The organism is Curtobacterium citreum (assembly GCF_006715175.1).
Lineage (GTDB): Bacteria > Actinomycetota > Actinomycetes > Actinomycetales > Microbacteriaceae > Curtobacterium > Curtobacterium citreum.
This window is the reverse complement of the sequence record NZ_VFMQ01000001.1, coordinates 3,560,041-3,581,467: the sequence shown is the minus strand read 5'-3', so window position 1 is coordinate 3,581,467 and position 21,427 is coordinate 3,560,041. Positions and strand designations below refer to the sequence as shown.

Below are 21,427 nucleotides of genomic sequence, written 5' to 3'. Positions count from 1 at the left end.
CATGCTTATTCCCCGTCGAGTCAAGCACCGCAAGCAGCACCACCCGAAGCGTTCGGGTCAGGCCACCGGCGGTACCAAGGTCAGCTTCGGCGACTTCGGTATCCAGGCCCTCACCCCGGCCTACGTGACGAACCGGCAGATCGAGTCCGCTCGTATCGCCATGACGCGTCACATCAAGCGTGGTGGCAAGGTGTGGATCAACATCTACCCGGACCGTCCGCTGACCAAGAAGCCGGCTGAGACCCGCATGGGTTCCGGTAAGGGCTCGCCCGAGTGGTGGGTCGCCAACGTCAAGCCGGGTCGTGTGCTCTTCGAGCTCTCCGGCGTCAACGAGGACATCGCCCGTGAGGCGCTGACCCGTGCAATCCACAAGCTGCCCCTCAAGGCACGCATCATCAAGCGCGAGGAGGGCGACGCGTAATGGCGATCGGTTCCAAGGAGCTCCGTCCGACGGAGCTCGACACGTTCGAGAACGAGCGTCTCGCTGACGAGCTCAAGAAGGCCAAGGAGGAACTCTTCAACCTCCGCTTCCAGTCGGCCACCGGCCAGCTGGAGAGCCACGGTCGTCTCCGTGCCGTCAAGCGCGACATCGCACGCATCTACACCGTCCTCCGCGAGCGCGAGCTCGGCATCCGTGCCACCCCCGCGCCCGTCGAGACCGCCACCAAGGCCAAGAAGACGACGAAGAAGGCTGACAAGGCCGCCGAGTCGACCGAGGCCGCTACCGCCGAGGAGAACTGATGGCGAACGAAGAGAAGAACTCCGCCGCCTCGACCCGCGGCTACCGCAAGACGCGTCGCGGCTACGTGACGAGCGACAAGATGGACAAGACCATCGTGGTCGAGGTCGAGGACCGCGTGAAGCACGCGCTCTACGGCAAGATCATCCGCCGCACGTCCAAGGTGAAGGCCCACGACGAGCTCGGCACCGCGGGTGTCGGCGACCTCGTCGTGATCAGCGAGACCCGTCCCCTCAGCGCCTCCAAGCGCTGGCGCCTGGTCGAGATCCTCGAGAAGGCCAAGTAGGCCCCGGCCTGCTTCGGAATAGGAGACAGCAGTGATTCAGCAGGAATCCCGCCTGAAGGTCGCCGACAACACGGGTGCCAAGGAGATCTTGACCATCCGCGTGCTCGGTGGCTCGGGTCGTCGCTACGCCGGTCTCGGTGACGTCATCGTCGCCACGGTGAAGGACGCCATCCCCGGCGGCAACGTGAAGAAGGGTGACGTCGTCAAGGCGGTCATCGTTCGCACCAAGAAGGAGACCCGTCGCCAGGACGGCTCCTACATCAAGTTCGACGAGAACGCGGCAGTGATCCTCAAGGCCGACGGCGACCCGCGCGGTACGCGCATCTTCGGTCCGGTCGGTCGTGAGCTCCGTGACAAGAAGTTCATGAAGATCATCTCGCTCGCGCCGGAGGTGCTGTAAGCCATGGCGAACATCAAGAAGGGTGACCTCGTCCAGGTCATCACGGGCGCCAAGCAGGAGCGTGGCGGCGACCGTGGCAAGCAGGGCAAGGTCATCGAGGTCCTCAAGGACAAGAACCGGGTCGTCGTCGAGGGCGTGAACTTCGTCACGAAGCACGTCCGCGTCGGCCAGACGCAGCGCGGTTCGAAGACCGGTGGCATCGAGCAGCACGAGGCTCCGATCCACGTCTCGAACGTCGCGATCGTCGACCCGAAGACCAAGAAGCCGACCCGCGTCGGTTTCCGTACCGAACAGGTGGAGAAGGACGGCGTCACCAAGACCGTCCGCGTCCGCTACGCCAAGAAGTCGGGTGAGAAGCTCTGATGACCGACACGACTGCCGCGCCGGAGACCAAGGTCGAGCCGCGCCTCAAGCAGAAGTACAAGAACGAGATCAAGGCTGCCCTCACCGAGCAGTTCGGGTACGCGAACGTCAACCAGGTCCCCGGCCTGGTCAAGGTCGTCGTGAACACGGGCGTCGGCGAGGCGGCTCGCGACTCGAAGATCATCGAGGGGGCCGTCAAGGACCTCACGGCGATCACGGGTCAGAAGCCGGTCGTGACCAAGGCCCGCAAGTCCATCGCGCAGTTCAAGCTGCGTGAGGGCCAGGCCATCGGCGCGCACGTCACCCTCCGCGGTGACCGCGCGTGGGAGTTCATCGACCGCCTCGTCACCCTCGCCCTGCCCCGCATCCGCGACTTCCGCGGGCTCAGCGACAAGCAGTTCGACGGGAACGGCAACTACACGTTCGGTCTCACGGAGCAGTCGATGTTCCACGAGATCGACCAGGACCGCATCGACCGCGTGCGTGGCTTCGACATCACCGTCGTGACCACCGCGAAGACGGACGACGAGGGCCGCGCGCTGCTCCGCCAGCTCGGGTTCCCGTTCCGTTCTGCCGAGCAGACGGTCTAAGATACTTCGGGCGGTGCGGGCCGGAGGATTCACGTCCTCCGGCCCGCACCCTTGAACACACCGATCCCGGGGAACCGCTCCGGGATCACCCCGATCGCTCAGGTCGGCATTCGTGGAACGGGTGTCGAAACCAGGCGAAGAATGGACGACCATCATGACGATGACCGATCCGGTCGCAGACATGCTGACCAGATTGCGGAACGCGAACTCGGCGCACCACGACGCCGTCTCGCTTCCCAGCTCCAAGCTGAAGAAGAACATCGCCGAGATCCTCAAGCGCGAGGGTTACATCAGCGAGTGGAAGATCGAGGACGCCCGCGTGGGCCAGACCCTCACGATCGACCTCAAGTACGGCCCCGAGCGCGAGCGTTCGATCGCCGGCATCAAGCGCGTCTCGAAGCCCGGTCTCCGGGTCTACGCGAAGTCGACGGAGATCCCCCAGGTCCTCGGTGGCCTCGGCGTGGCGATCCTCTCGACCTCCTCGGGACTGCTCACCGACCGTGAAGCCGAGCAGAAGGGCGTGGGTGGGGAAGTCCTCGCCTACGTGTGGTGATCGACAATGTCTCGAATCGGACGTCTCCCCATCGACATCCCCGCCGGCGTCACCGTCTCCATCGACGGCCAGACCGTGGCGGTCAAGGGCCCCAAGGGTGAGCTCGCGCTCACCGTTGCCGAGCCCATCCAGGCCAAGGTCGAGGAGAACCAGGTCCTCGTCACCCGCCCGGACGACGAGCGTGAGTCCCGTGCCCTGCACGGCCTGACCCGCACGCTCATCGCGAACAACATCCTCGGCGTGACCCAGGGCTACTCCAAGGGCCTCGAGGTCGTCGGCACCGGTTACCGCGTGCAGGCCAAGGGCAGCAACGTCGAGTTCGCGCTCGGCTACTCCCACCCCATCACGGTCGAGCCGCCGGCGGGCATCAGCTTCGCCGTCGAGGGCAACAACAAGCTCACCGTGTCGGGCATCGACAAGCAGGCCGTCGGCGAGGTGGCTGCCAACATCCGCAAGCTGCGCAAGCCCGAGCCCTACAAGGGCAAGGGTGTCCGCTACGCCGGCGAGATCGTGCGCCGCAAGGCCGGAAAGTCAGGTAAGTGATCATGGCTCTCGGTATCCGAGGAAAGAGCAAGTCGGCCGCCAAGGCGCGCCGTCACAACCGTCTCCGCAAGAAGATCACCGGCACCGAGTCGCGTCCGCGTCTCGCTGTCTTCCGGTCGTCGCGTCACGTGTTCGTCCAGGTCATCGACGACGCGCAGGGCCACACGCTGGCCAGCGCCTCGACGATGGAGGCCGACCTCCGTTCGTTCGACGGCGACAAGACGGCCAAGGCCCGTCGCGTCGGCGAGCTCCTCGCCGAGCGCGCGAAGGCCGCCGGCGTCGAGGCCGTGGTCTTCGACCGCGGTGGTAGCAAGTACGCCGGTCGCGTTGCCGCGATCGCCGATGGTGCCCGTGAAGGAGGGCTGAACCTGTGAGCGACATCGCGAACAACAACGAAGCGGCCGAGACCAAGGCCCCGGCAGCCGACGCTGCTGCGGTCGCCGAGCGTCCGGTCGAGACCGCCGCGGGCTCCGCGTCCAACAACCGCGACAACGCCGACCAGCGCGGCCGTCGTGGCGGCGGGCGTGACCGTCAGCAGGGTCGTGACCGCAACAACCGCGGTGGCGACAGCCAGTTCCTCGAGCGCGTGGTGACCATCAACCGCGTCTCGAAGGTCGTCAAGGGTGGTCGTCGCTTCAGCTTCACGGCGCTCGTCGTCGTCGGTGACGGCAACGGCCTCGTCGGTGTCGGCTACGGCAAGGCGAAGGAAGTCCCGACCGCGATCTCGAAGGGCGTCGAGGAGGCGAAGAAGAACTTCTTCCGCGTCCCCCGCGTCGGCAACACCATCCCGCACCCGGTGCAGGGTGAGGCCGCTGCCGGTGTCGTCCTGCTGCGTCCGGCCGCTGCCGGTACCGGTGTCATCGCCGGTGGTCCGGTCCGCGCCGTGCTCGAGTGCGCCGGCATCCACGACGTCCTGAGCAAGTCGCTCGGTTCGTCGAACACCATCAACATCGTGCACGCGACCGTCGAGGCGCTGCAGCAGCTCGAGGAGCCCCGCGCCGTCGCGAGCCGTCGTGGCCTCGACGTCGACCGGGTCGTCCCGGCTCGTCTGCTCCACGCCGAGGCCGCGGCCCTGCGTGCCGCGACCGAGAAGGCAGGTGCGTGATGGCGATGCTGAAGATCACGCAGACGAAGTCCGTTATCAGCGAGAAGCAGTACCAGCGCGACACCCTGCGCAGCCTGGGCCTCAAGCGCATCGGCCGTACGGTCCTGCGTGAGGACAACGCCCAGAACCGCGGGTACATCGCGACGGTGGCGCACCTCGTGAAGGTCGAGGAGGTCGACGCATGAGCGACGAGAAGAACGAGCGCGTGCAGGTGCTGAAGCTGCACCACCTCCGCCCCGCTGCGGGCGCCAAGAAGGACCGCACCCGTGTGGGTCGCGGTGAGGGCTCGAAGGGCAAGACCGCCGGCCGTGGCACCAAGGGTCAGAAGGCCCGCTACCAGGTCAAGGTCGGCTTCGAGGGCGGGCAGATGCCGCTGCACATGCGCACCCCGAAGCTCCGCGGGTTCAAGAACCCGTTCCGCGTCGAGTACCAGGTCGTGAACCTGGACAAGATCGCGGAGCTCTACCCCAACGGTGGCGACGTCACCGTCGCGGACCTGGTCGCCAAGGGCGCCGTCCGCAAGAACGAGAAGGTCAAGGTTCTCGGTCAGGGTGACATCAGCGTGAAGCTCACGGTCTCGGTCGACAAGGTCTCGGCGTCCGCCGCCGAGAAGATCGTGGCTGCTGGCGGCACCGTCTCCCAGTAACCCCCGTCGGCGGCCCGTGCGTTTGCGCACGGGCCGCCGTTACGGTTTCCTTGACAGTGGCCGTCGTCCGACGGCCGGGTCGGCGCTGCCGACCGCACCGTGACGAGCCCGCTCGGGCCGTGCGGTCCCAGAAGTTCGGAGTCCTCGTGTTCAGAGCGGTCGCGCGCATCATGCGCACCCCAGATCTTCGCAAGAAGATCGGCTTCACCCTCGCGATCATCGCGCTGTTCCGCCTGGGGTCGTACATCCCCGCACCGTTCGTCGACTACGCCTCGGTGCAGAGCTGCCTCGCGAGCGCCTCGTCCTCCGGCGGGCTCTACGACCTGATCAACCTGTTCTCCGGTGGCGCGCTGCTGAAGCTCTCGGTCTTCGCGCTCGGCATCATGCCGTACATCACGTCGTCGATCATCGTGCAGCTGCTGCGCGTCGTGATCCCGCACTTCGACGCCCTCTACAAGGAGGGTCAGTCCGGCCAGGCGAAGCTGACGCAGTACACGCGCTACCTCACGATCGCGCTCGGCGTGCTGCAGTCCACGACGCTCATCACGGTCGCCCGCTCGGGTGCCCTGTTCGGCACGAACGCCTCGGCCTCCTGCTCGTCGATCATCTCGAACGACAGCTGGTACGCGATCATGCTCATGGTCGTCACGCTGACCGCCGGTACCGGCCTCATCATGTGGATGGGCGAGCTCGTCACCGAGCGCGGCATCGGCAACGGCATGTCGCTCCTCATCTTCACGTCCATCGCGGCGCAGTTCCCGTCGGCCCTCTGGGCGATCGAGCAGTCGCAGTCGTTCGAGCTGTTCCTGTTCGTCATCCTCGTCGGGCTGGTCATCATGATGGCCGTCGTGTTCGTCGAGCAGTCGCAGCGGCGCATCCCCGTCCAGTACGCCAAGCGCATGGTCGGTCGACGCACCTACGGCGGCAACAACACCTACATCCCCATCAAGGTGAACATGGCCGGCGTCGTGCCCGTCATCTTCGCATCGTCGCTCCTGTACCTGCCGGCCCTGGTCGCGCAGTTCAACCAGCCCTCCGACGGCTCCGAGCCGGCGGCCTGGGTGACCTGGATCCAGAACAACCTGACCTCGGGTGACAACTGGTTCTACATGGTCCTGTACTTCCTGCTCATCGTCGGCTTCACGTACTTCTACGTCGCGATCACCTTCAACCCCGAAGAGGTCGCCGACAACATGAAGAAGTACGGCGGCTTCATCCCGGGCATCCGGGCCGGCCGTCCGACGGCCGAGTACCTCGACTTCGTCCTGACCCGGGTGACGTTGCCCGGCTCGCTCTACCTCGGTCTCATCGCGCTCATCCCGCTGGCAGCACTGGCGCTGTTCGGCGCAAACCAGAACTTCCCGTTCGGCGGCGCGAGCATCCTCATCATCGTGGGTGTCGGTCTCGAGACCGTGAAGCAGATCGACTCGCAGCTGCAGCAACGTCACTACGAAGGGCTTCTCCGTTGAGCGCACGCCTCATCATCGTCGGACCTCCCGGAGCGGGGAAGGGCACCCAGGCCGGTCGCATCGCCGAGTCGTTCGGCATCCCCGCGATCTCGACGGGTGACATCTTCCGCAAGAACGTCTCCGAGGGCACGCCGCTGGGTGTGCAGGCGAAGGCGATCATGGACGCGGGCAACTACGTCCCGGACGAGCTGACCAACGAGCTCGTGAAGTCGCGCCTGTCGGAGCCGGACGCCGAGCAGGGATTCCTGCTCGACGGGTACCCCCGTACCGTGGGCCAGGTCGCCTACCTCGACGCGCTGCTCGCCGAGCAGGGCACGGGGATCGACGCGGTCGTGCAGCTCGTCGCGGACCAGGACGAGCTCGTGGGCCGGCTGCTCAAGCGCGCCGAGGACCAGGGCCGCAGCGACGACAACGAGGAGACCATCCGCCGTCGGCAGGAGGTCTACACGAACGAGACCGCCCCGATCGTGGCGACCTACGCCGACCGCGGTCTCGTGGTCGAGGTGGACGGCCTCGGTGGCATCGACGAGGTCGGCGACCGCATCCAGTCCGCGCTCGTCTCGCGCGGCCTCGGCGCCGGCGTCTGACCCGCGGGCGTCTGACCACCCTCGTGCGTCGTCGCAAGCCGTCGATCTACAAGACCCCGGACGAGCTCCGGGCGATGGTGCGCCCCGGTCTGCTGACCGAGGCGGCCCTGACAGCCGTCCGTGCGGCGATCCGTCCCGGCGTCACGACCGGTGAGCTCGACGCGATCGCCGAGCGCACCATCCGGGACGGCGGCGGCGTCCCGAACTTCCAGCTCGTGCCGGGGTACCGGCACACGCTCTGCGTCTCGGTCAACGACGAGGTCGTCCACGGCATCCCGGGGGAGCGCGTCGTCCAGCCCGGCGACATCGTGTCGGTGGACGCCGGCGCCGAAGTCGACGGGTGGAACGGCGACAGCGCGTTCACGCTCGTGGTGCCCGGGGGCGACGCGGCGCGCACGGCGGCTCGGCAGACGCTCTGCGACACGACGGAGCGTGCGCTCTGGCACGGGATCGCGGCCCTCGCGCACGCCCGGAACCTCAACGAGGTGGGCGCCGTCATCGAGGACGCCATCGACGAGACCGGCGCCTGGGGCATCATCGAGGACTTCACCGGGCACGGCATCGGCCGGTCCATGCACGAGGACCCGCCCGTGTTCAACTACCGGGTCCGCGGCGCGGGTCCGGCGGTCCGGCCCGGGCTCGTGGTCGCGATCGAGCCGATGGTCACCGCCGGCACGATCGACAGCTCGACGGACGACGACGACTGGACGATCCGTACGCTCGACGGCTCGGACGCGGCGCACTGGGAGCACACGGTCGCGGTGCACACGGACGGCATCTGGGTCACGACGGCCTCGGACGGCGGTGCGGCTGGTCTCGAGCCGCTCGGCGTGACGCCGGTCCCCGTCCCGTAGCGCGGCTCGCCGCCGACTCCGGTCCGGCGACGGCCTGGAGGCACGCCTCACCCGACGCGCGCCCGCTGCGGTCCGCACACGGCCCGCTCCGGCGTCCGCGGGCGCGGTGGACGGTATGCGGTGAGCGGTGAGCGAGCCGGCCGGACGGACACGACTCGCGCTCCGGGAGGCGAGTCACGTCCGCCAGCGCGAGACTCGGGTGCGCCGGCCCGGCCGCGAGCGCCCGGCCATCGGGCGCAGGCGCGGCGCGGTCAGTTGCCGACGGAGCAGGTCTGCTCGGAGGCGCTCTGCCCGGTGATGCTCGAGGGCAGCGGCGTCGCACTCGGCGTCGCGGTCGCGGCGGTCCCGCCCGTCGACGTCCCGCCCGTTGCCGGTGCTCCGGTCGCTGTGGGCGTCGAACCGGCTGCCGGGGTCCCGCCCGCGTCGGGGGACTCGGCGGACGCGCGGCCCGTGGTCGAGTCGGTCAGCGAGGTCTTCTGGTCCTGCTGCAGCGCGACGTTGAGCGCGTGGGCGGGCCCCTCCGACACGAGCACGTGCGCGGTGTCCGCCGGGTCGTCGACGACGGGGTACTGCACGAACAGCATGTTCGACGTGCTCATGCCGCGAAGGGTCGAGGCGAGGCCGACGAGGGTGCGTGTCTGCGCGAGGCCGTCGGACAGGGTCATGTTCGACAGGGCCGCCCCGGCGAGCTTGTAGAGCAGGATCGGGTTCGAGAGCGTGCCGTCCGAGGTCACCTTGCGCAGGAGCGCGGACAGGAAGACCTGCTGCGAACTGATCCGGGCGAGGTCACTGCCGTCGCCGACACCGTGCCGGCTGCGGAGGAACGCGAGCGCGTCCTGGCCGGCGAGGGTGTGCTGGCCGGCGGAGAGCTGCAGCCCGGTGTAGGTGTCGTCGATCGGCTTCGCGACGCAGACGTCGACGCCGCCGAGCGCGTTCGACATCTCGATGACGCCGTCGAACGTGATGAGGCCGGCGTACGGGATGGTCAGGCCGGTCAGGTTCTCCACCGTGTCCACCACGCACGAGACGCCGCCGTGACCGAGCGACTCGTTGATGAGCTCACTGCTCGCCGCGGGGTAGGTCGTCCCGGTCTGGGGGTTCGTGCACGCCGGGATCGGCACCTTCAGGTCGCGCGGGAAGCTGACGGCGGTGAGCTGCTGGTGGTCCTGCGAGATGTGGACGAGGATCGTGACGTCGTTCCGGGCGCCCTCGACGTCCTCGTCCGAGTCGAACTGCCCGATCCGGGTGTCGCTGCCGATGAGCAGGATGTTCGCGCCGCCCTTGATCGCGGTGATGTCGGCGGCCTTCGCGGTGTTCTGGTCGTCCTTGCTCAGCTGCACGGTGTGCGGCGCGGTGGCGAGCTGCGCTCCCGCGATCGCCGCCACGCTCGTCCCGCTCACGAGCACCACCGCCAGGGCCGAGGCGACGACGGTGGCAGCGGTCGCCCACCCGCGACGGCGCGGCAGGCGTCCGTGGCTGGCGAGGGGGCGGCGGGGCGCGTTCGGCACGTGGTCTCCGTTCGGTGGTCCGGCGTCGGCAGCGGCCGCGCGACCGGGTCGTCGGCCAGGCTACGGTCGGGACCGTCGTGGGGACCCCGGAGCGGACCGTCAAACCACTGTGGAACGCTCAGGGAGCCAGCGGAAGCCCCACTCGTGGGGTCCGTGCATGCGGGCCCGACGTGCTGCACTTGGCAATCGCGGGTCTATCACATAAGGTTGATCTTTGGTGTGCCATGCCCAGCGGCGTGGCGCCCGACCCGCAGACCGGCTCGGGGATCACACCGGTTCATCCAACCAAGCGACAGTGAGGCTATGGCCAAGAAAGACGGCGTCATCGAGATCGAGGGCTCGGTGCTCGAAGCTCTGCCCAACGCGATGTTCCGCGTTGAGCTGACCAACGGACACAAGGTCCTCGCGCACATCTCCGGGAAGATGCGCCAGCACTACATCCGCATCCTCCCCGAGGACCGCGTGATCGTGGAGCTGAGCCCGTACGACCTGACCCGCGGCCGGATCGTCTACCGCTACAAGTGATCCGCGAGCTGGAAAGGAACGGCTCGGCGAACCCGCCGGGCACGAAGCCAGCGAGCACGAGGAAACAACCATGAAGGTCAACCCCAGCGTCAAGCCCATCTGCGAGCACTGCCGAGTGATCCGCCGGAAGGGCCGCGTCATGGTGATCTGCAAGAGCAACCCGCGCCACAAGCAGCGCCAGGGCTGAGCTCCCAGCAGGACCCACAACTCAACACTGAACACGCAGTACCAGATCCCGCGGCTCCGGCCACGGGGGACACCTCGGGGCGGAGGCCCGGGCACCGGTACTGCGCCACACCTCCATCGACAACAGGAGCAGCCAGCACATGGCACGTCTAGCAGGCGTCGACATCCCGCGCGAGAAGCGCGTGGAGATCGCACTCACGTACATCTACGGCGTCGGCCGTACCCGCGCGGTCCAGGCACTCGCCGAGACCGGTATCTCCGGTGACATCCGCGTCAAGGACCTGACCGACGACCAGCTCGTCGCCCTCCGTGACTTCATCGAGGGCAACTACAAGGTGGAGGGTGACCTCCGCCGCGAGGTCGCCGCCGACATCCGCCGCAAGGTCGAGATCGGTAGCTACGAGGGTCTCCGCCACCGTCGTGGTCTCCCGGTGCGCGGTCAGCGCACCAAGACCAACGCGCGTACCCGCAAGGGACCGAAGCGCACCGTGGCAGGCAAGAAGAAGGCCCGATAGGAGATCATCATGGCTACCCCCAAGACTGCCGCGCGCAAGCCGCGTCGCAAGGAGAAGAAGAACGTCGCCGTGGGCCAGGCCCACATCAAGAGCACGTTCAACAACACCATCGTCAGCATCACCGACCCGTCGGGTGCCGTCCTCAGCTGGGCGTCCTCGGGTGCCGTGGGCTTCAAGGGTTCGCGCAAGTCGACGCCGTTCGCGGCGCAGCTCGCCGCCGAGTCCGCTGCCCGTCAGGCGCAGGAGCACGGTGTCAAGAAGGTCGACGTCTTCGTCAAGGGCCCGGGCTCGGGTCGCGAGACCGCGATCCGCTCGCTCCAGGCCGCTGGCCTCGAGGTCGGCTCGATCAACGACGTCACCCCCCAGGCGCACAACGGCTGCCGTCCGCCGAAGCGCCGCCGCGTCTGACGCGAGGAGCAACCGGCCGTCCCCCGCTCGTGCCCGCAACGGGAGCGAGCGGGGCCGGCCATTCCTGGTCGTTCGATCGCACACGCCGGGCCCTCCCGGCCCGACCGTGCGCGTGATCACAACTCAACAGACCCGTCGGGGCCCGGTCGGCCCCGTCGTACCGCCGAGTGTCATATAGCGGACACTCCGCCGAAAGGAATCCCACAGTGCTCATTGCACAGCGCCCCACCCTGACCGAGGAGTCGATCTCCGAGTACCGCTCGCGCTTCGTCATCGAGCCGCTCGAGCCGGGCTTCGGTTACACCCTCGGCAACTCGCTGCGCCGCACGCTCCTCTCCTCGATCCCCGGCGCGGCCGTCACCAGCATCCGCATCGACGGTGTCCTCCACGAGTTCAGCACCGTGCCCGGTGTCAAGGAAGACGTCACCGAGATCATCCTCAACATCAAGAGCCTCGTCGTCTCCTCGGAGCACGACGAGCCGATCACCGCGTACCTGCGCAAGCAGGGTGCCGGTCAGGTCACCGCCGCGGACATCTCCGCTCCGGCCGGTGTCGAGATCCACAACCCGGACCTCGTCATCGCGACCCTGAACGACACCGCGCGGTTCGAGCTCGAGCTGACGATCGAGCGTGGCCGTGGCTACGTGTCGGCCACGCAGAACCGTTCCGAGTTCAGCGAGGCCGGTCAGATCCCGATCGACTCGATCTACTCGCCGGTCCTCAAGGTCACCTACCGCGTCGAGGCGACGCGTGCCGGTGAGCGCACGGACTTCGACCGCCTGGTCGTCGACGTCGAGACGAAGCCGGCGATCTCGCCGCGCGACGCCATCGCGTCGGCCGGCCGCACGCTGGTCGAGCTGTTCGGTCTCGCTCGCGAGCTGAACACGGCGGCCGAGGGCATCGAGATCGGCCCCGCGCCGGTCGACGCGGTGCTCTCGAACGAGCTGCAGACCCCGATCGAGGACCTCGACCTGTCGGTCCGCAGCTACAACTGCCTCAAGCGGGAGGGCATCAACACGGTGTCCGAGCTCGTCGCCCTGTCGGAGACGCAGCTCATGAACATCCGCAACTTCGGTCAGAAGTCGGTGGACGAGGTCAAGGACAAGCTCACCGAGCTCGGCCTGTCCCTCAAGGACACCGTCCCCGGATTCGACGGCGCCCACTTCTACAGCGGGTACGACGAGGACGAGTCCAACTGACCTCGCGCGAACGCGCACGCGCGCTGACGCGCGCACCACTTTCACCACTGGAGAACTGACATGCCGAAGCCCACCAAGGGCCCCCGCCTCGGTGGCGGTCCCGCCCACGAGCGCCTGCTGCTGAGCAACCTCGCCAACGCCCTGTTCACGCACGGTCGCATCACGACCACCGAGACGAAGGCCAAGCGCCTGCGTCCCGTCGCCGAGCGTCTCATCACGTTCGCGAAGCGTGGCGACCTGCACGCGCGTCGTCGCGTGATCAGCATCCTGCGCGACAAGTCCGTCGTGCACACGCTGTTCACCGAGATCGCCCCGCAGGTCGAGGACCGTCAGGGCGGCTACACCCGCATCACGAAGCTCGGCTTCCGCAAGGGTGACAACGCGCCGCTCGCCTCGATCGAGCTCGTGCTCGAGCCGGTCTCGGGCAAGCCCGCCCCGGTCAAGCGCGACGCCGCCCCGGCTGCTGCCGCGCCGGCCGCTGCCGAGACCCCCGCCGAGGAGGCCCCGGTCGAAGAGACCGAGACCACCGAGGAGTCGGCCCCGGTCGAGACCGAGAACGAGACCGAGGCTGCTGCCGAGGTCGAGGACGACGCCGCCGCCAAGGGCGACGACGCCGAGGCTGACGACACCAAGTAGGGCACCGCACCACACCGAGGAAGCCCCCGCGACGCACGTCGCGGGGGCTTCCTCGCGTTCCGGGGGTGACAGCAGGGCGGACGGGAGGCACGGGGCGAGCCCGCCACGTGCCTCCCGTCCGGACGGCTTCACAGCACCCCGCACGTACCGTGGCCGCGTCATGGCACGAGCAGAGCGGATCACCGGCGTGGGGCGCCGCGTGTGGCAGTGGAGCCGCGACTCGGGGACGCAGCCGCGGCTGCTGCTCGCGGCGAAGGCCGCGCTCGCGGCCGTGATCGCGTGGACGCTGGCGAAGTACGCCCCCGGGGTGGCCGCCGAGTACCCGTACTACGCGCCGCTCGGGGCCATCGTCGCGATGCGGACGACCGTGTTCGCCGGCATCCGTGCGGGGGTGCAGACGCTCGTGGGGATCACGCTCGGGATCCTCATCGCCGGGTTCACGATGCTCGTCGGCGACCCGGGGGTGATCGCCGTCGCGCTCGTGGTCGGGCTCGGGGTGCTCGTGAGCGGGTTCCGGATCCTCGGCGAGGGGTACTCGTGGGTGCCGATGGCGGCGCTCTTCGTGCTGCTCGTCGGCGGGGGCAACGCCGAGAACTACTCGTTCGCGTACGTCGTGCAGATGGGCATCGGGATCGCCATCGGCCTCGCGGTGAACTTCGTGATCGTGCCGCCGCTGCACTTCTGGGACGCGGAACGGCGCATCGACCAGGTGAACGGGGTCCTGGCGGAGCACCTGGACGACCTCGCCGACGTCCTCGACGAGGGCGAACCCGACGTGCACGCGTGGGACCGGCAGCAGGCGAAGCTCGACCGGGCGATCGCGGACGTGCGGGACCGGGTGTCGGTCGCGCAGGAGAGTCGCCGGATGAACCCGCGCTCGGCCCTCCGCGGCTCGCGGGCCCGGCTCGCCACCGACGGCGCTCGGTTCCGTGCCCTGGAACGAGCCGCTTGGTACACGACGGACCTCACCGAACTCGTGGCCAGTTCCGGTCCGGTCGCGGACAGCCTCGGGCGCCCGGACCCGGCGTTCGCCGGACCGTTCGCGGCGGCGCTCCGCCAGGTCGCCTGCGTGGTGCGCGGCGAGTGCCCGGAGGACGAGGGTGACCGTGCGATCGCGCGGCTCGAGGAGGCGCTCGACGCCAGCCGCTCGAACCCCTCGCACGTGACCGTCACCTCGAGTGCGATCATCGCCCTGCGCGGGGTGCTCGAGTCGGAGAAGCGCGCGACCGAGGACGTCGACACGAAGACGGGACCGTTCGGCCGGAAGCGGTGACGGCACCGGCTCCGTAGACTCCGACCGTGCCGAACGACTGCCGGATCAGCGTGCTCGGGCCCGTGTCGGTCGCCGATCGGTCCGGGGTGCCGACGGCCGTGCCGGGTGCGCTCGCGCGGGTGTTCCTCGTCGCGCTGGTGCTCGCCCGGGGGCAGACCCTGACGACCGAGGCGCTCATCGACGAGCTGTGGCCGGAGGAGCGTCCCCGGGGCGCCCGTGCGGCCCTGCAGACGCTCGTGTCCCGGCTCCGCCGGAGCGTGGCGGACGGCCTGGTCGTCTCGACGAGCACCGGGTACGCGCTCGGTGGCGGCGACGACGGCGACGTCGACCTCCTCCGCGCCGAGCGTGCGGCCGCGAGCGACGACGCGGCCGCCGTCCGTGCGGCGCTCGATGCCTGGCGCGGCGACCCGGGATCGGACGTCGAGGGAACTGCGGGCGAGGAGCTCGCCGAGCGTGCGGCCGCGGCGCGTCGTGCGCTCCGACGACGGCTCGCGGGGCTCCTGCTCGACGCCGGTGACACCGCCGAGGCCGCCGCGGTCTGGCTCGCCGAGACCACCGCGGACCCCTTCGACGAGGTGGCGGTGGCCGGGTGCATGCACGCCCTCGCCGCGGACGGCCGGGTGACCGAGGCGCTCGCGGTGTTCGCGGCGCACCGGGACCGGCTGGTCGAGGAGCTCGGGGCCGATCCCTCCGCCGAGCTCGTGCGACTGAACGCCGACCTGCTCCGCCGCTCAGTCCCGACCGCAGGTGCCGCGCGACGGATCGGCCTCCGGGCCGCGCCGAACGCCCTGGTCGGGCGCGAGGCCGACCTCGCCGCCGTCACGGACCTGCTGGCGCACCACCGGCTCGTCACGGTGCTCGGTGCCGGTGGTCTCGGCAAGACCCGGCTCGCGCAGGCCGTCGCGGCGGGACTCCCCGCGACGACGGCGGTCGTGGTGTGCGAGCTCGCCCCGCTGACCGACGCCGACGACCTGCTGCCGGCGCTCGCCGCGCTGCTCGGGATCGCCGAGGTGCGCTCGGCGCGGTCGATCCGGGACGCCGTCGCCACGGACCTGCGCAGCCGCGTCGTCGGGGTGCTCGACGACGGGCCGACCGTGCTCGTGCTCGACAACTGCGAGCACCTCGTCGCCGGGGTCGCACGGCAGACCGCCGAGCTGCTCGCGGCGGCGCCGTCGCTCCGGGTGCTCGCGACCTCGCGCGCACCGCTCGCCGTCGCCGGCGAGGTCGTGGCCCCCCTCGCCCCGCTCCCCGTCGCCGAGGACGGGGCTGCCGTCCGGCTCTTCACGGACCGTGCCCGCGCGGCCCGCCCCGGAGCGGTGCTGCCGGTCGACGCGGTCCGGCGCATCTGCACGCGGCTGGACGGGTCCCCGCTCGCGATCGAGCTCGCCGCCGCGCGCGTCCGCGGCATGAGCGTCGAGGAGGTCGAACGACGGCTCGACGACCGGTTCGCCCTGCTGCGCGGCGGTGACCGCAGCGCCCCCGAACGGCACCGCACGCTGCTCGCGGTGATCGAGTGGAGCTGGCGGCTCCTCGACCCCGGGGCGCAGGAGCTCCTGACCCGGCTCGCGCTCTTCCCGGACGGGGTCCCCGTCGACGCCGTCCAGGCCGTGGCGCCGGGCGGGGACGACCTCGTGGCGTTCGACGACCTCGCCGAGCTCGTCGAGCAGTCCCTCGTGCAGCTCGTCGAGACCGAGGGGGAGCCGGTGCGCTACCGGCTGCTCGAGACCGTCCGCGAGTTCGGGGCCGCACGGCTGACCGACCGTGGCGCGATCGACGAGGTCCGCGCCGCGATGACGTCCTGGGGTCGCGGGTTCTCGGCGGCGCGGAACCTGTTCGCCACCTCCGGTCCCGCGCAGCTCGTCGCGTTCCGGGAGGTCCGGCGGGAGGCCGAGAACCTCGTGACGCTGCTCCGGTGGGCGCTCCGGGACGACGACGTCCCGACGGTCGCGCACGTGTTCGCGGCGCTCGCCGGGTACTGGACGTTCCGCGGTACCCACGGCGAGGTCGTCGCCGCCGCCCCGGACGTCGTGGCCCTGCTCCGCGACCGACCCGTCGCGTCGGACGCCCGCGCGGCGACGGTCGTCTCGCTCGTGCTCTGCGGCGCCTCGGCGGCGTTCGGGGACCTGCGGACGAGCGCGCGAGCGATCTCGACGCTCCGACGGCTGCGACGGACCGGCACGACGGGGCTCCCGGTGCTCGACGCCGAGACCGACCTGCTCCTGTCACTCGGCCGACCGGCCGAGGGGACGGCCCTCCTCGTGCGCCTGCGGGAGGACCGCGACCCCGGGGTGGCCTGCCTCGCGCACATGCTCAGTGCACCGCTCGCCGAGAACGCCGGGGAACCGGAGGCGGCCTTCCGGTACGCCCGACGCGCCGCCGAGCTGTCGGCCGTGACCGGGGACGCGTGGACGAGCGGCTCGGCGGCGGTGACGCTCACGCAGCTGCACGCCCAGGGCGGCCGGTACGCCGAGGCCCTCGCCACCGCCGAGGCGGCCCGCGAGCAGCTCGAGCGGTTCGGCGCCGACGACGACCTGTACGAGATCAGCTGGACGGTCGGGCTCGCCTCGGCCGCCACCGGCGACCTGCACCGGGCCCGCACGATCGCCGAGGACCTGCGCCTGCGTCCGGTGACGCTCCGGGGTGGGCCGCAGGACGGTGCGGCGCAGGTGGGGGTGCTCGCGCTCGCGATCGACGCCGAGTGCGCGCGGTGGGCGGGCGACCCGGACCGGGCGGCCGCGGCGTACACCGCGGCGTGGGACCTGCTGCGGGACCCCCGCACCCGCGCGGTGCACTGGCGACTGATGGCCGGCGCGGCCCGCATCGCCGCCGTCGACGAACACGAACGAGCACGTGACCGCGAGCACGAACGCGAGCAGGAACCCGAACGCGACCGCGGAAGTGGTGGACCCGACCGCGCCGCGGACGCGAACCGGTCCGACGGTGCCGCCACGCGCCTCCCGGCCGGCGAACGCGACGTCGCACGCCGTCTGCGGACCGGGGCCCTCGTCCAGCTGCGCCTGCGGTCCGCGTGGCTCGACATGCCGGTCGTCGGGACCGCCATGCTCGGCCTGGCGATCGCGCTGCTGCGGGACGGCCGCACGGCGGACGCGGCCCGCTGCTGGGCGGTCGCCACGCGGGTCGGCACCCGGCAGGACTACGCCGTCCTCGCGCACGCACGGGTCCGGCCGCTCCTGGTCGCCGGTGTGGGCGAGCAGGCACTGGCGGACGCCGAGACGACCTCGTCCGGCTGGGGCCCGGACGAGGTCGTCGTGCGGACGCGGGCGCTCCTCGAAGAGCTCCGCGTCGAGGGGTGAGGCGCACCGCGCAGCGGGGCCTCAGGCCTTCCGCATGTACGCGCGGACCGTCAGCGGCGCGAACACCGCGACGATGACCGCGGCGCCGAGCAGGCTCAGCCACAGGTCGCCGCTGACGGTGCCGTGGTTCACCAGGTCGCGGACCGCCGTGATGAGGTGCGAGACCGGGTTGACCTCGGTGAACCACCGGAGCCACGCGGGGAGCGTGTTCGTCGGGACGAACGCGTTCGACAGGAACGTCAGCGGGAAGAGCACGAGGTTCGCGATGCCGGACACGCTCGACGCGGTGCGGGCGATGACGCCGAAGTACGCGAAGACCCAGCTGATCGCCCACGCGACCACGATCACCAGCAGGGCGGCGAGCAGCACCGCACCGAGGCCGCCGGCCGGGCGCAGGCCCATCACGATGCCGACCACGAAGGTGATCGTCGTGGCGATCGCGTACCGGACGGTGTCGGCGAGGAGGGCACCGGCCAACGGGGCGATGCGGGCGATCGGCAGGGAGCGGAAGCGGTCGAAGACGCCCTTGTCCATGTCCTCGCGGAGCTGGACACCGGTGACGACCGACGACGTGATCGCCGTCTGCACGAGGATGCCGGGGATGATCACGGGCAGGTAGCTGCCGACGTCGCCGGAGATCGCCCCGCCGAAGATGTACGTGAACATCACGGTGAAGACGATCGGCATGAGCGTCACGTCGAACAGCTGCTCGGGCGTCCGACGGATCTTGACGAGGCCGCGGTACGCCATCGTGAACGACTGACGGACCGTGGCGGCGAGGCCGGAGCCACCGACACCCGGACGCGGGGTGACCCGGGGTGCGGCGGTGGTGGTGGGTTCGAGGACGGTGGTCATGCGAGGCTCCCTTCGAGCGCGCGCTCGGTCTCGGCCTGGTCGTCCGGGGACGACGGCGAACCGGTGATGGTGAGGAACACCTCGTCGAGCGTCGGCTTCTGCACGCTCATCTCGGCGAGGGAGACACCCGCGTCGCGGAACGACACGAGCAGGTCGGTGACGCGGTCGGGCGCCGTCATCGGTGCGGTCAGGCGCGCGCCCTCCGGGCTGACCACGGCCGGCGTGCCGAGCACCCGCTCGACGAGCGTGGCCGCCGTCGCGAGGGACTCCGGGTCGGCGTCCGCCAGGCGCAGCTGCAGCGAGGCCGTGCCGACCGAGGACTTCAGGTCGTCGGCGGTGCCCTCGGCGACGACGCGGCCGTGGTCGATCACGGCGATGCGGTCGGCGAGCTGGTCGGCCTCGTCGAGGTACTGCGTCGTGAGCAGCACGGTCGACCCGGTCGCGACGAGCTCCCGGATCGTGTCCCACATCTGCGCGCGGGTCCGCGGGTCGAGCCCCGTGGTCGGCTCGTCGAGGAAGATCAGCGGCGGCTGCGCGATCAGGCTCGCCGCCAGGTCGAGGCGACGACGCATGCCGCCGGAGAACGCCTTGAGGGGACGGGAGGCCGCCTCGGTCAGGCCGAACCGCTCGAGCAGCTCGGTCGCCCTGCGCTTCGCGTCGCCGCGGGACAGGCCGAGCAGCCGCGCGAAGATGACGAGGTTCTCGGTGGCGCTGAGGGTCTCGTCGACGCTCGCGTACTGCCCCGTCACGCCGATCAGGGAGCGGACGGTCTGCGGCTCGCGGCGGACGTCGTGGCCGAAGACGCGGGCCTCGCCGCCGTCCGGCTTGAGCAGGGTCGCGAGCATCGAGATGGTGGTCGTCTTGCCGGCGCCGTTCGGCCCGAGCACGCCGTAGACGGTCCCGGCCTCCACACGGAGGTCGACGCCGTCCACGGCGCGGTTCGACCCGAAGGTCTTGACGAGGCCGGTTGCCTCGACCGCGAGGGGGGTGGTGGTCATCGGGATGGTCCTTTCGTCGATGTCGGTGTCGATCGTGCCGACGGGCACTCACGCGCCACTGACGCGGCACTGACACGGGTTGACACGCGCTGACACCGGCGTACGGTCGCGCGGCACGGCGACCGCCGGACGGGAGGCGCGCCCCGCCCCCGGTACGCTCGCTCGCGTGGACGAGACGGTCGGTTCGGGAGCGGTGCGTGTGCGTCTGGACGTCGCGTACGACGGGGCCGCGTTCTCGGGGTGGGCTCGGCAGCCGGGCCTGCGGACCGTGCAGGGGGCACTCGAGGACGCGCTCGCGACGGTGTTCACCCGGTGGGGCGAGCCGCCGCTCCTGACCGTCGCGGGACGCACCGACGCGGGGGTGCACGCGACCGGACAGGTCGCGCACCTGGACCTGTCGGCGGAGCAGTGGGGCGCGCTGACCCGACCCCGCCGGTCGGCACCGGACGGGCCGCCGCGGACGTCGCTCGACGGGCTCGTCAAGCGGCTGAACGGGCTCGCCGGGCGCACCGGGGACGTCGTGGTGACGCGGGCGTCGGTCGCGCCGGACGGGTTCGACGCCCGGTTCTCCCCGCTCTGGCGGCGCTACGAGTACCGGGTCGCGGACGCCGCGGCCGGTCGCGATCCGCGTCGTCGGGGGCACACGCTCTGGCACCCGACGCGGCTGGACCCGGTGGCGATGGAGCGCGGTGCGCTGACGCTGCTCGGGCTGCACGACTTCGCGACCTTCTGCAAGCCGCGCGAGGGCGCGACCACGATCCGGACGCTGCAGGAGTTCCGCTGGGACCGCGAGCCGGACGGCGTGCTGGTGGCGCGCCTCCAGGCCGACGCCTTCTGTCACTCCATGGTGCGCGCGATGGTCGGCGCGACCATCGCCGTGGGGGAGGGCCGCTTCGGCCCGGACCGGCTCGAGGAACTCCGGGTCGCCGAGCAGCGGACCAGCGCCTTCGCGGTCGCGCCCGCCGTCGGACTCACCCTGACCGAGGTCGGGTACCCGGCCGACGACGAACTCGCGGCCCGCGCGTCGCAGACGCGTGCGCGGCGGACGGACGACGAGCCGGACGCCGGTACCGTCGGGGCATGAGCTCCCGCGAACCCCGGTCCGTCGTCTCCGTCGCCCCCGGGGTCGTCTTCGTCGAGGGGCCGGTCTCGAACTGGGTCGTGCTCGCGGAGGAGGACGGCGTCGCCCTCATCGACGCGGGCTACCCGGCGGACAGCGACCTCGTGCTCGAGACCGTGCGCTGGGCCGGGCACGACCTCGCCGACCTGCGGCGTGTGTACGTCACCCACGGGCACGTCGACCACGTCGGTGGGATCCCGGGCATCCTCGAGCGGCACCCGCACGTCGAGGTCCTGGCGCACGCGGACGAGGTGTCGAACGTGCGTGGACCCTCGCGGCAGCAGGTCACGACGGCGGAGATCGGCGGCCGGCTGGCGTCGCCGCGGGTGCTCCGGTGGCTCGCCCGCGCGATCCGGTCCGACGCGCTCCGGCCGACCACGGTGCCGAGCGTCCGGGCCTTCACGGGAGCGGACTTCGAGGGGCGGGCGATCACGCCGTTCCCCGCGACCGGGCACACCGACGGGTCCACCGCGTACCTCCTGCCGGCCGCGGACGCGATCGTCACGGGGGACGCCGTCGTCTCGCGGCACGACACGCAGCCGGCGTCGTGGACCCCGCGGCCGCGGATGATCACGCCGTTCTTCACGGCGGACCTCGGCGTGGCGCTCGAGTCCGCTCGGGCGCTGCCGATCCCCGAGATCGTGTTGCCGGGGCACGGGCCGGCGGTGCACCGGGTCGGGCGGGAGTGGGTGCCGGTCGGGTCGTGATCGAGACATCGGGCCGACATGTTCCGGTAGGTGAAAGGCCTTCTGGTG

General features: G+C 70.7%; 28 protein-coding genes. 25 read left to right on the top strand and 3 right to left on the bottom strand.

What is annotated here, in order from left to right:
- The first annotated feature begins 1 nt into the window (after nt 1).
- From rplP to map, 15 genes are all read left to right on the top strand, one after another.
- A complete protein-coding gene (gene rplP, locus FB462_RS16980) occupies nt 2-421 on the top strand; it encodes a 50S ribosomal protein L16 (RefSeq protein ID WP_022903279.1) in 420 nt (139 codons plus the stop codon).
- Complete coding sequence (gene rpmC / locus FB462_RS17845) at nt 421-741, top strand: 50S ribosomal protein L29 (protein ID WP_058742341.1); 321 nt, start codon at nt 421-423, stop codon at nt 739-741. Before rplP ends, rpmC begins: the two co-directional genes overlap by 1 nt.
- Nucleotides 741-1,025: a 30S ribosomal protein S17 gene (gene rpsQ / locus FB462_RS16970; RefSeq protein WP_058728266.1), complete on the top strand. Its 285-nt coding sequence runs from the start codon at nt 741-743 to the stop codon at nt 1,023-1,025. The genes rpmC and rpsQ overlap by 1 nt, the downstream gene beginning before the upstream one ends.
- Before the next feature lie 31 nt (nt 1,026-1,056).
- Nucleotides 1,057-1,425, top strand: coding sequence for a 50S ribosomal protein L14 (gene rplN, locus FB462_RS16965; protein WP_017885523.1), 369 nt, complete (start codon nt 1,057-1,059; stop codon nt 1,423-1,425).
- Between the two features lie 3 nt (nt 1,426-1,428).
- Nucleotides 1,429-1,788: a 50S ribosomal protein L24 gene (rplX, locus tag FB462_RS16960; protein ID WP_058742342.1), complete on the top strand. Its 360-nt coding sequence runs from the start codon at nt 1,429-1,431 to the stop codon at nt 1,786-1,788.
- A complete protein-coding gene (rplE, locus tag FB462_RS16955; RefSeq protein ID WP_058742343.1) occupies nt 1,788-2,378 on the top strand; it encodes a 50S ribosomal protein L5 in 591 nt (196 codons plus the stop codon). Before rplX ends, rplE begins: the two co-directional genes overlap by 1 nt.
- Nucleotides 2,379-2,532: 154 nt before the next feature.
- The gene (gene rpsH / locus FB462_RS16950) at nt 2,533-2,931 is read left to right on the top strand and encodes a 30S ribosomal protein S8 (protein ID WP_058725384.1); all 399 of its coding nucleotides are present in this window, start codon (nt 2,533-2,535) and stop codon (nt 2,929-2,931) included.
- Nucleotides 2,932-2,937: 6 nt separating this feature from the next.
- Nucleotides 2,938-3,474 (top strand): 50S ribosomal protein L6, encoded by a 537-nt coding sequence (gene rplF / locus FB462_RS16945; RefSeq protein ID WP_058742344.1) that lies wholly within the window; start codon nt 2,938-2,940, stop codon nt 3,472-3,474.
- Nucleotides 3,475-3,476: 2 nt separating this feature from the next.
- Nucleotides 3,477-3,848, top strand: coding sequence for a 50S ribosomal protein L18 (gene rplR / locus FB462_RS16940; RefSeq protein WP_058742351.1), 372 nt, complete (start codon nt 3,477-3,479; stop codon nt 3,846-3,848).
- A gap of 5 nt (nt 3,849-3,853) precedes the next feature.
- Nucleotides 3,854-4,579 (top strand): 30S ribosomal protein S5, encoded by a 726-nt coding sequence (rpsE, locus tag FB462_RS16935; RefSeq protein ID WP_058742352.1) that lies wholly within the window; start codon nt 3,854-3,856, stop codon nt 4,577-4,579.
- A complete protein-coding gene (rpmD, locus tag FB462_RS16930) occupies nt 4,579-4,764 on the top strand; it encodes a 50S ribosomal protein L30 (protein ID WP_031273241.1) in 186 nt (61 codons plus the stop codon). The genes rpsE and rpmD overlap by 1 nt, the downstream gene beginning before the upstream one ends.
- Nucleotides 4,761-5,225 (top strand): 50S ribosomal protein L15, encoded by a 465-nt coding sequence (gene rplO, locus FB462_RS16925; protein WP_058728270.1) that lies wholly within the window; start codon nt 4,761-4,763, stop codon nt 5,223-5,225. Before rpmD ends, rplO begins: the two co-directional genes overlap by 4 nt.
- A 146-nt stretch (nt 5,226-5,371) precedes the next feature.
- Nucleotides 5,372-6,694 (top strand): preprotein translocase subunit SecY, encoded by a 1,323-nt coding sequence (secY, locus tag FB462_RS16920; RefSeq protein WP_058742353.1) that lies wholly within the window; start codon nt 5,372-5,374, stop codon nt 6,692-6,694.
- A complete protein-coding gene (locus FB462_RS16915; RefSeq protein WP_114849352.1) occupies nt 6,691-7,281 on the top strand; it encodes an adenylate kinase in 591 nt (196 codons plus the stop codon). Before secY ends, FB462_RS16915 begins: the two co-directional genes overlap by 4 nt.
- 23 nt (nt 7,282-7,304) lie before the next feature.
- Nucleotides 7,305-8,135, top strand: coding sequence for a type I methionyl aminopeptidase (map, locus tag FB462_RS16910; protein WP_259550048.1), 831 nt, complete (start codon nt 7,305-7,307; stop codon nt 8,133-8,135).
- Nucleotides 8,136-8,386: 251 nt separating this feature from the next.
- Here the strand turns inward: map and FB462_RS16905 are convergent, their stop codons facing one another.
- The gene (locus FB462_RS16905; protein ID WP_141863147.1) at nt 8,387-9,643 is read right to left on the bottom strand and encodes an LCP family protein; all 1,257 of its coding nucleotides are present in this window, start codon (nt 9,641-9,643) and stop codon (nt 8,387-8,389) included.
- A gap of 303 nt (nt 9,644-9,946) precedes the next feature.
- Here FB462_RS16905 and infA point away from each other — a divergent pair, with 303 nt between their 5' ends.
- The 8 genes from infA to FB462_RS16865 all read left to right on the top strand — a co-directional run bounded on the left by infA (nt 9,947) and on the right by FB462_RS16865 (nt 17,699).
- Nucleotides 9,947-10,168, top strand: a complete 222-nt coding sequence (infA, locus tag FB462_RS16900) for a translation initiation factor IF-1 (protein ID WP_017885509.1) — start codon at nt 9,947-9,949, stop codon at nt 10,166-10,168.
- Nucleotides 10,169-10,238: 70 nt separating this feature from the next.
- A complete protein-coding gene (rpmJ, locus tag FB462_RS16895) occupies nt 10,239-10,355 on the top strand; it encodes a 50S ribosomal protein L36 (protein ID WP_022903266.1) in 117 nt (38 codons plus the stop codon).
- A gap of 139 nt (nt 10,356-10,494) precedes the next feature.
- A complete protein-coding gene (gene rpsM, locus FB462_RS16890) occupies nt 10,495-10,869 on the top strand; it encodes a 30S ribosomal protein S13 (RefSeq protein ID WP_058742347.1) in 375 nt (124 codons plus the stop codon).
- Between the two features lie 9 nt (nt 10,870-10,878).
- Complete coding sequence (rpsK, locus tag FB462_RS16885) at nt 10,879-11,277, top strand: 30S ribosomal protein S11 (RefSeq protein WP_017885507.1); 399 nt, start codon at nt 10,879-10,881, stop codon at nt 11,275-11,277.
- Between the two features lie 206 nt (nt 11,278-11,483).
- Nucleotides 11,484-12,476 (top strand): DNA-directed RNA polymerase subunit alpha, encoded by a 993-nt coding sequence (locus FB462_RS16880; RefSeq protein WP_058742348.1) that lies wholly within the window; start codon nt 11,484-11,486, stop codon nt 12,474-12,476.
- 60 nt (nt 12,477-12,536) lie between these two features.
- Entirely contained in the window at nt 12,537-13,112 is a 576-nt protein-coding gene (rplQ, locus tag FB462_RS16875; RefSeq protein ID WP_114849354.1) for a 50S ribosomal protein L17, read from the top strand.
- A 160-nt stretch (nt 13,113-13,272) separates the two neighbouring features.
- Entirely contained in the window at nt 13,273-14,385 is a 1,113-nt protein-coding gene (locus FB462_RS16870; protein WP_141863144.1) for an FUSC family protein, read from the top strand.
- 26 nt (nt 14,386-14,411) lie between these two features.
- The gene (locus FB462_RS16865; RefSeq protein ID WP_114849356.1) at nt 14,412-17,699 is read left to right on the top strand and encodes an AfsR/SARP family transcriptional regulator; all 3,288 of its coding nucleotides are present in this window, start codon (nt 14,412-14,414) and stop codon (nt 17,697-17,699) included.
- Nucleotides 17,700-17,720: 21 nt separating this feature from the next.
- Here the strand turns inward: FB462_RS16865 and FB462_RS16860 are convergent, their stop codons facing one another.
- A complete protein-coding gene (locus tag FB462_RS16860; protein ID WP_058743221.1) occupies nt 17,721-18,554 on the bottom strand; it encodes an ABC transporter permease in 834 nt (277 codons plus the stop codon).
- Nucleotides 18,551-19,552, bottom strand: a complete 1,002-nt coding sequence (locus FB462_RS16855) for an ATP-binding cassette domain-containing protein (RefSeq protein WP_114849545.1) — start codon at nt 19,550-19,552, stop codon at nt 18,551-18,553. Before FB462_RS16855 ends, FB462_RS16860 begins: the two co-directional genes overlap by 4 nt.
- Nucleotides 19,553-19,718: 166 nt before the next feature.
- Here FB462_RS16855 and FB462_RS16850 point away from each other — a divergent pair, with 166 nt between their 5' ends.
- Both FB462_RS16850 and FB462_RS16845 read left to right on the top strand, forming a co-directional pair.
- Nucleotides 19,719-20,636 carry a tRNA pseudouridine synthase A gene (locus FB462_RS16850; RefSeq protein WP_114849357.1) on the top strand — a complete coding sequence of 306 codons (918 nt, stop codon included), beginning with the start codon at nt 19,719-19,721 and terminating at the stop codon, nt 20,634-20,636.
- Nucleotides 20,633-21,379, top strand: coding sequence for an MBL fold metallo-hydrolase (locus FB462_RS16845; protein WP_141863142.1), 747 nt, complete (start codon nt 20,633-20,635; stop codon nt 21,377-21,379). Before FB462_RS16850 ends, FB462_RS16845 begins: the two co-directional genes overlap by 4 nt.
- The last annotated feature ends 48 nt before the right edge of the window (nt 21,380-21,427 follow it).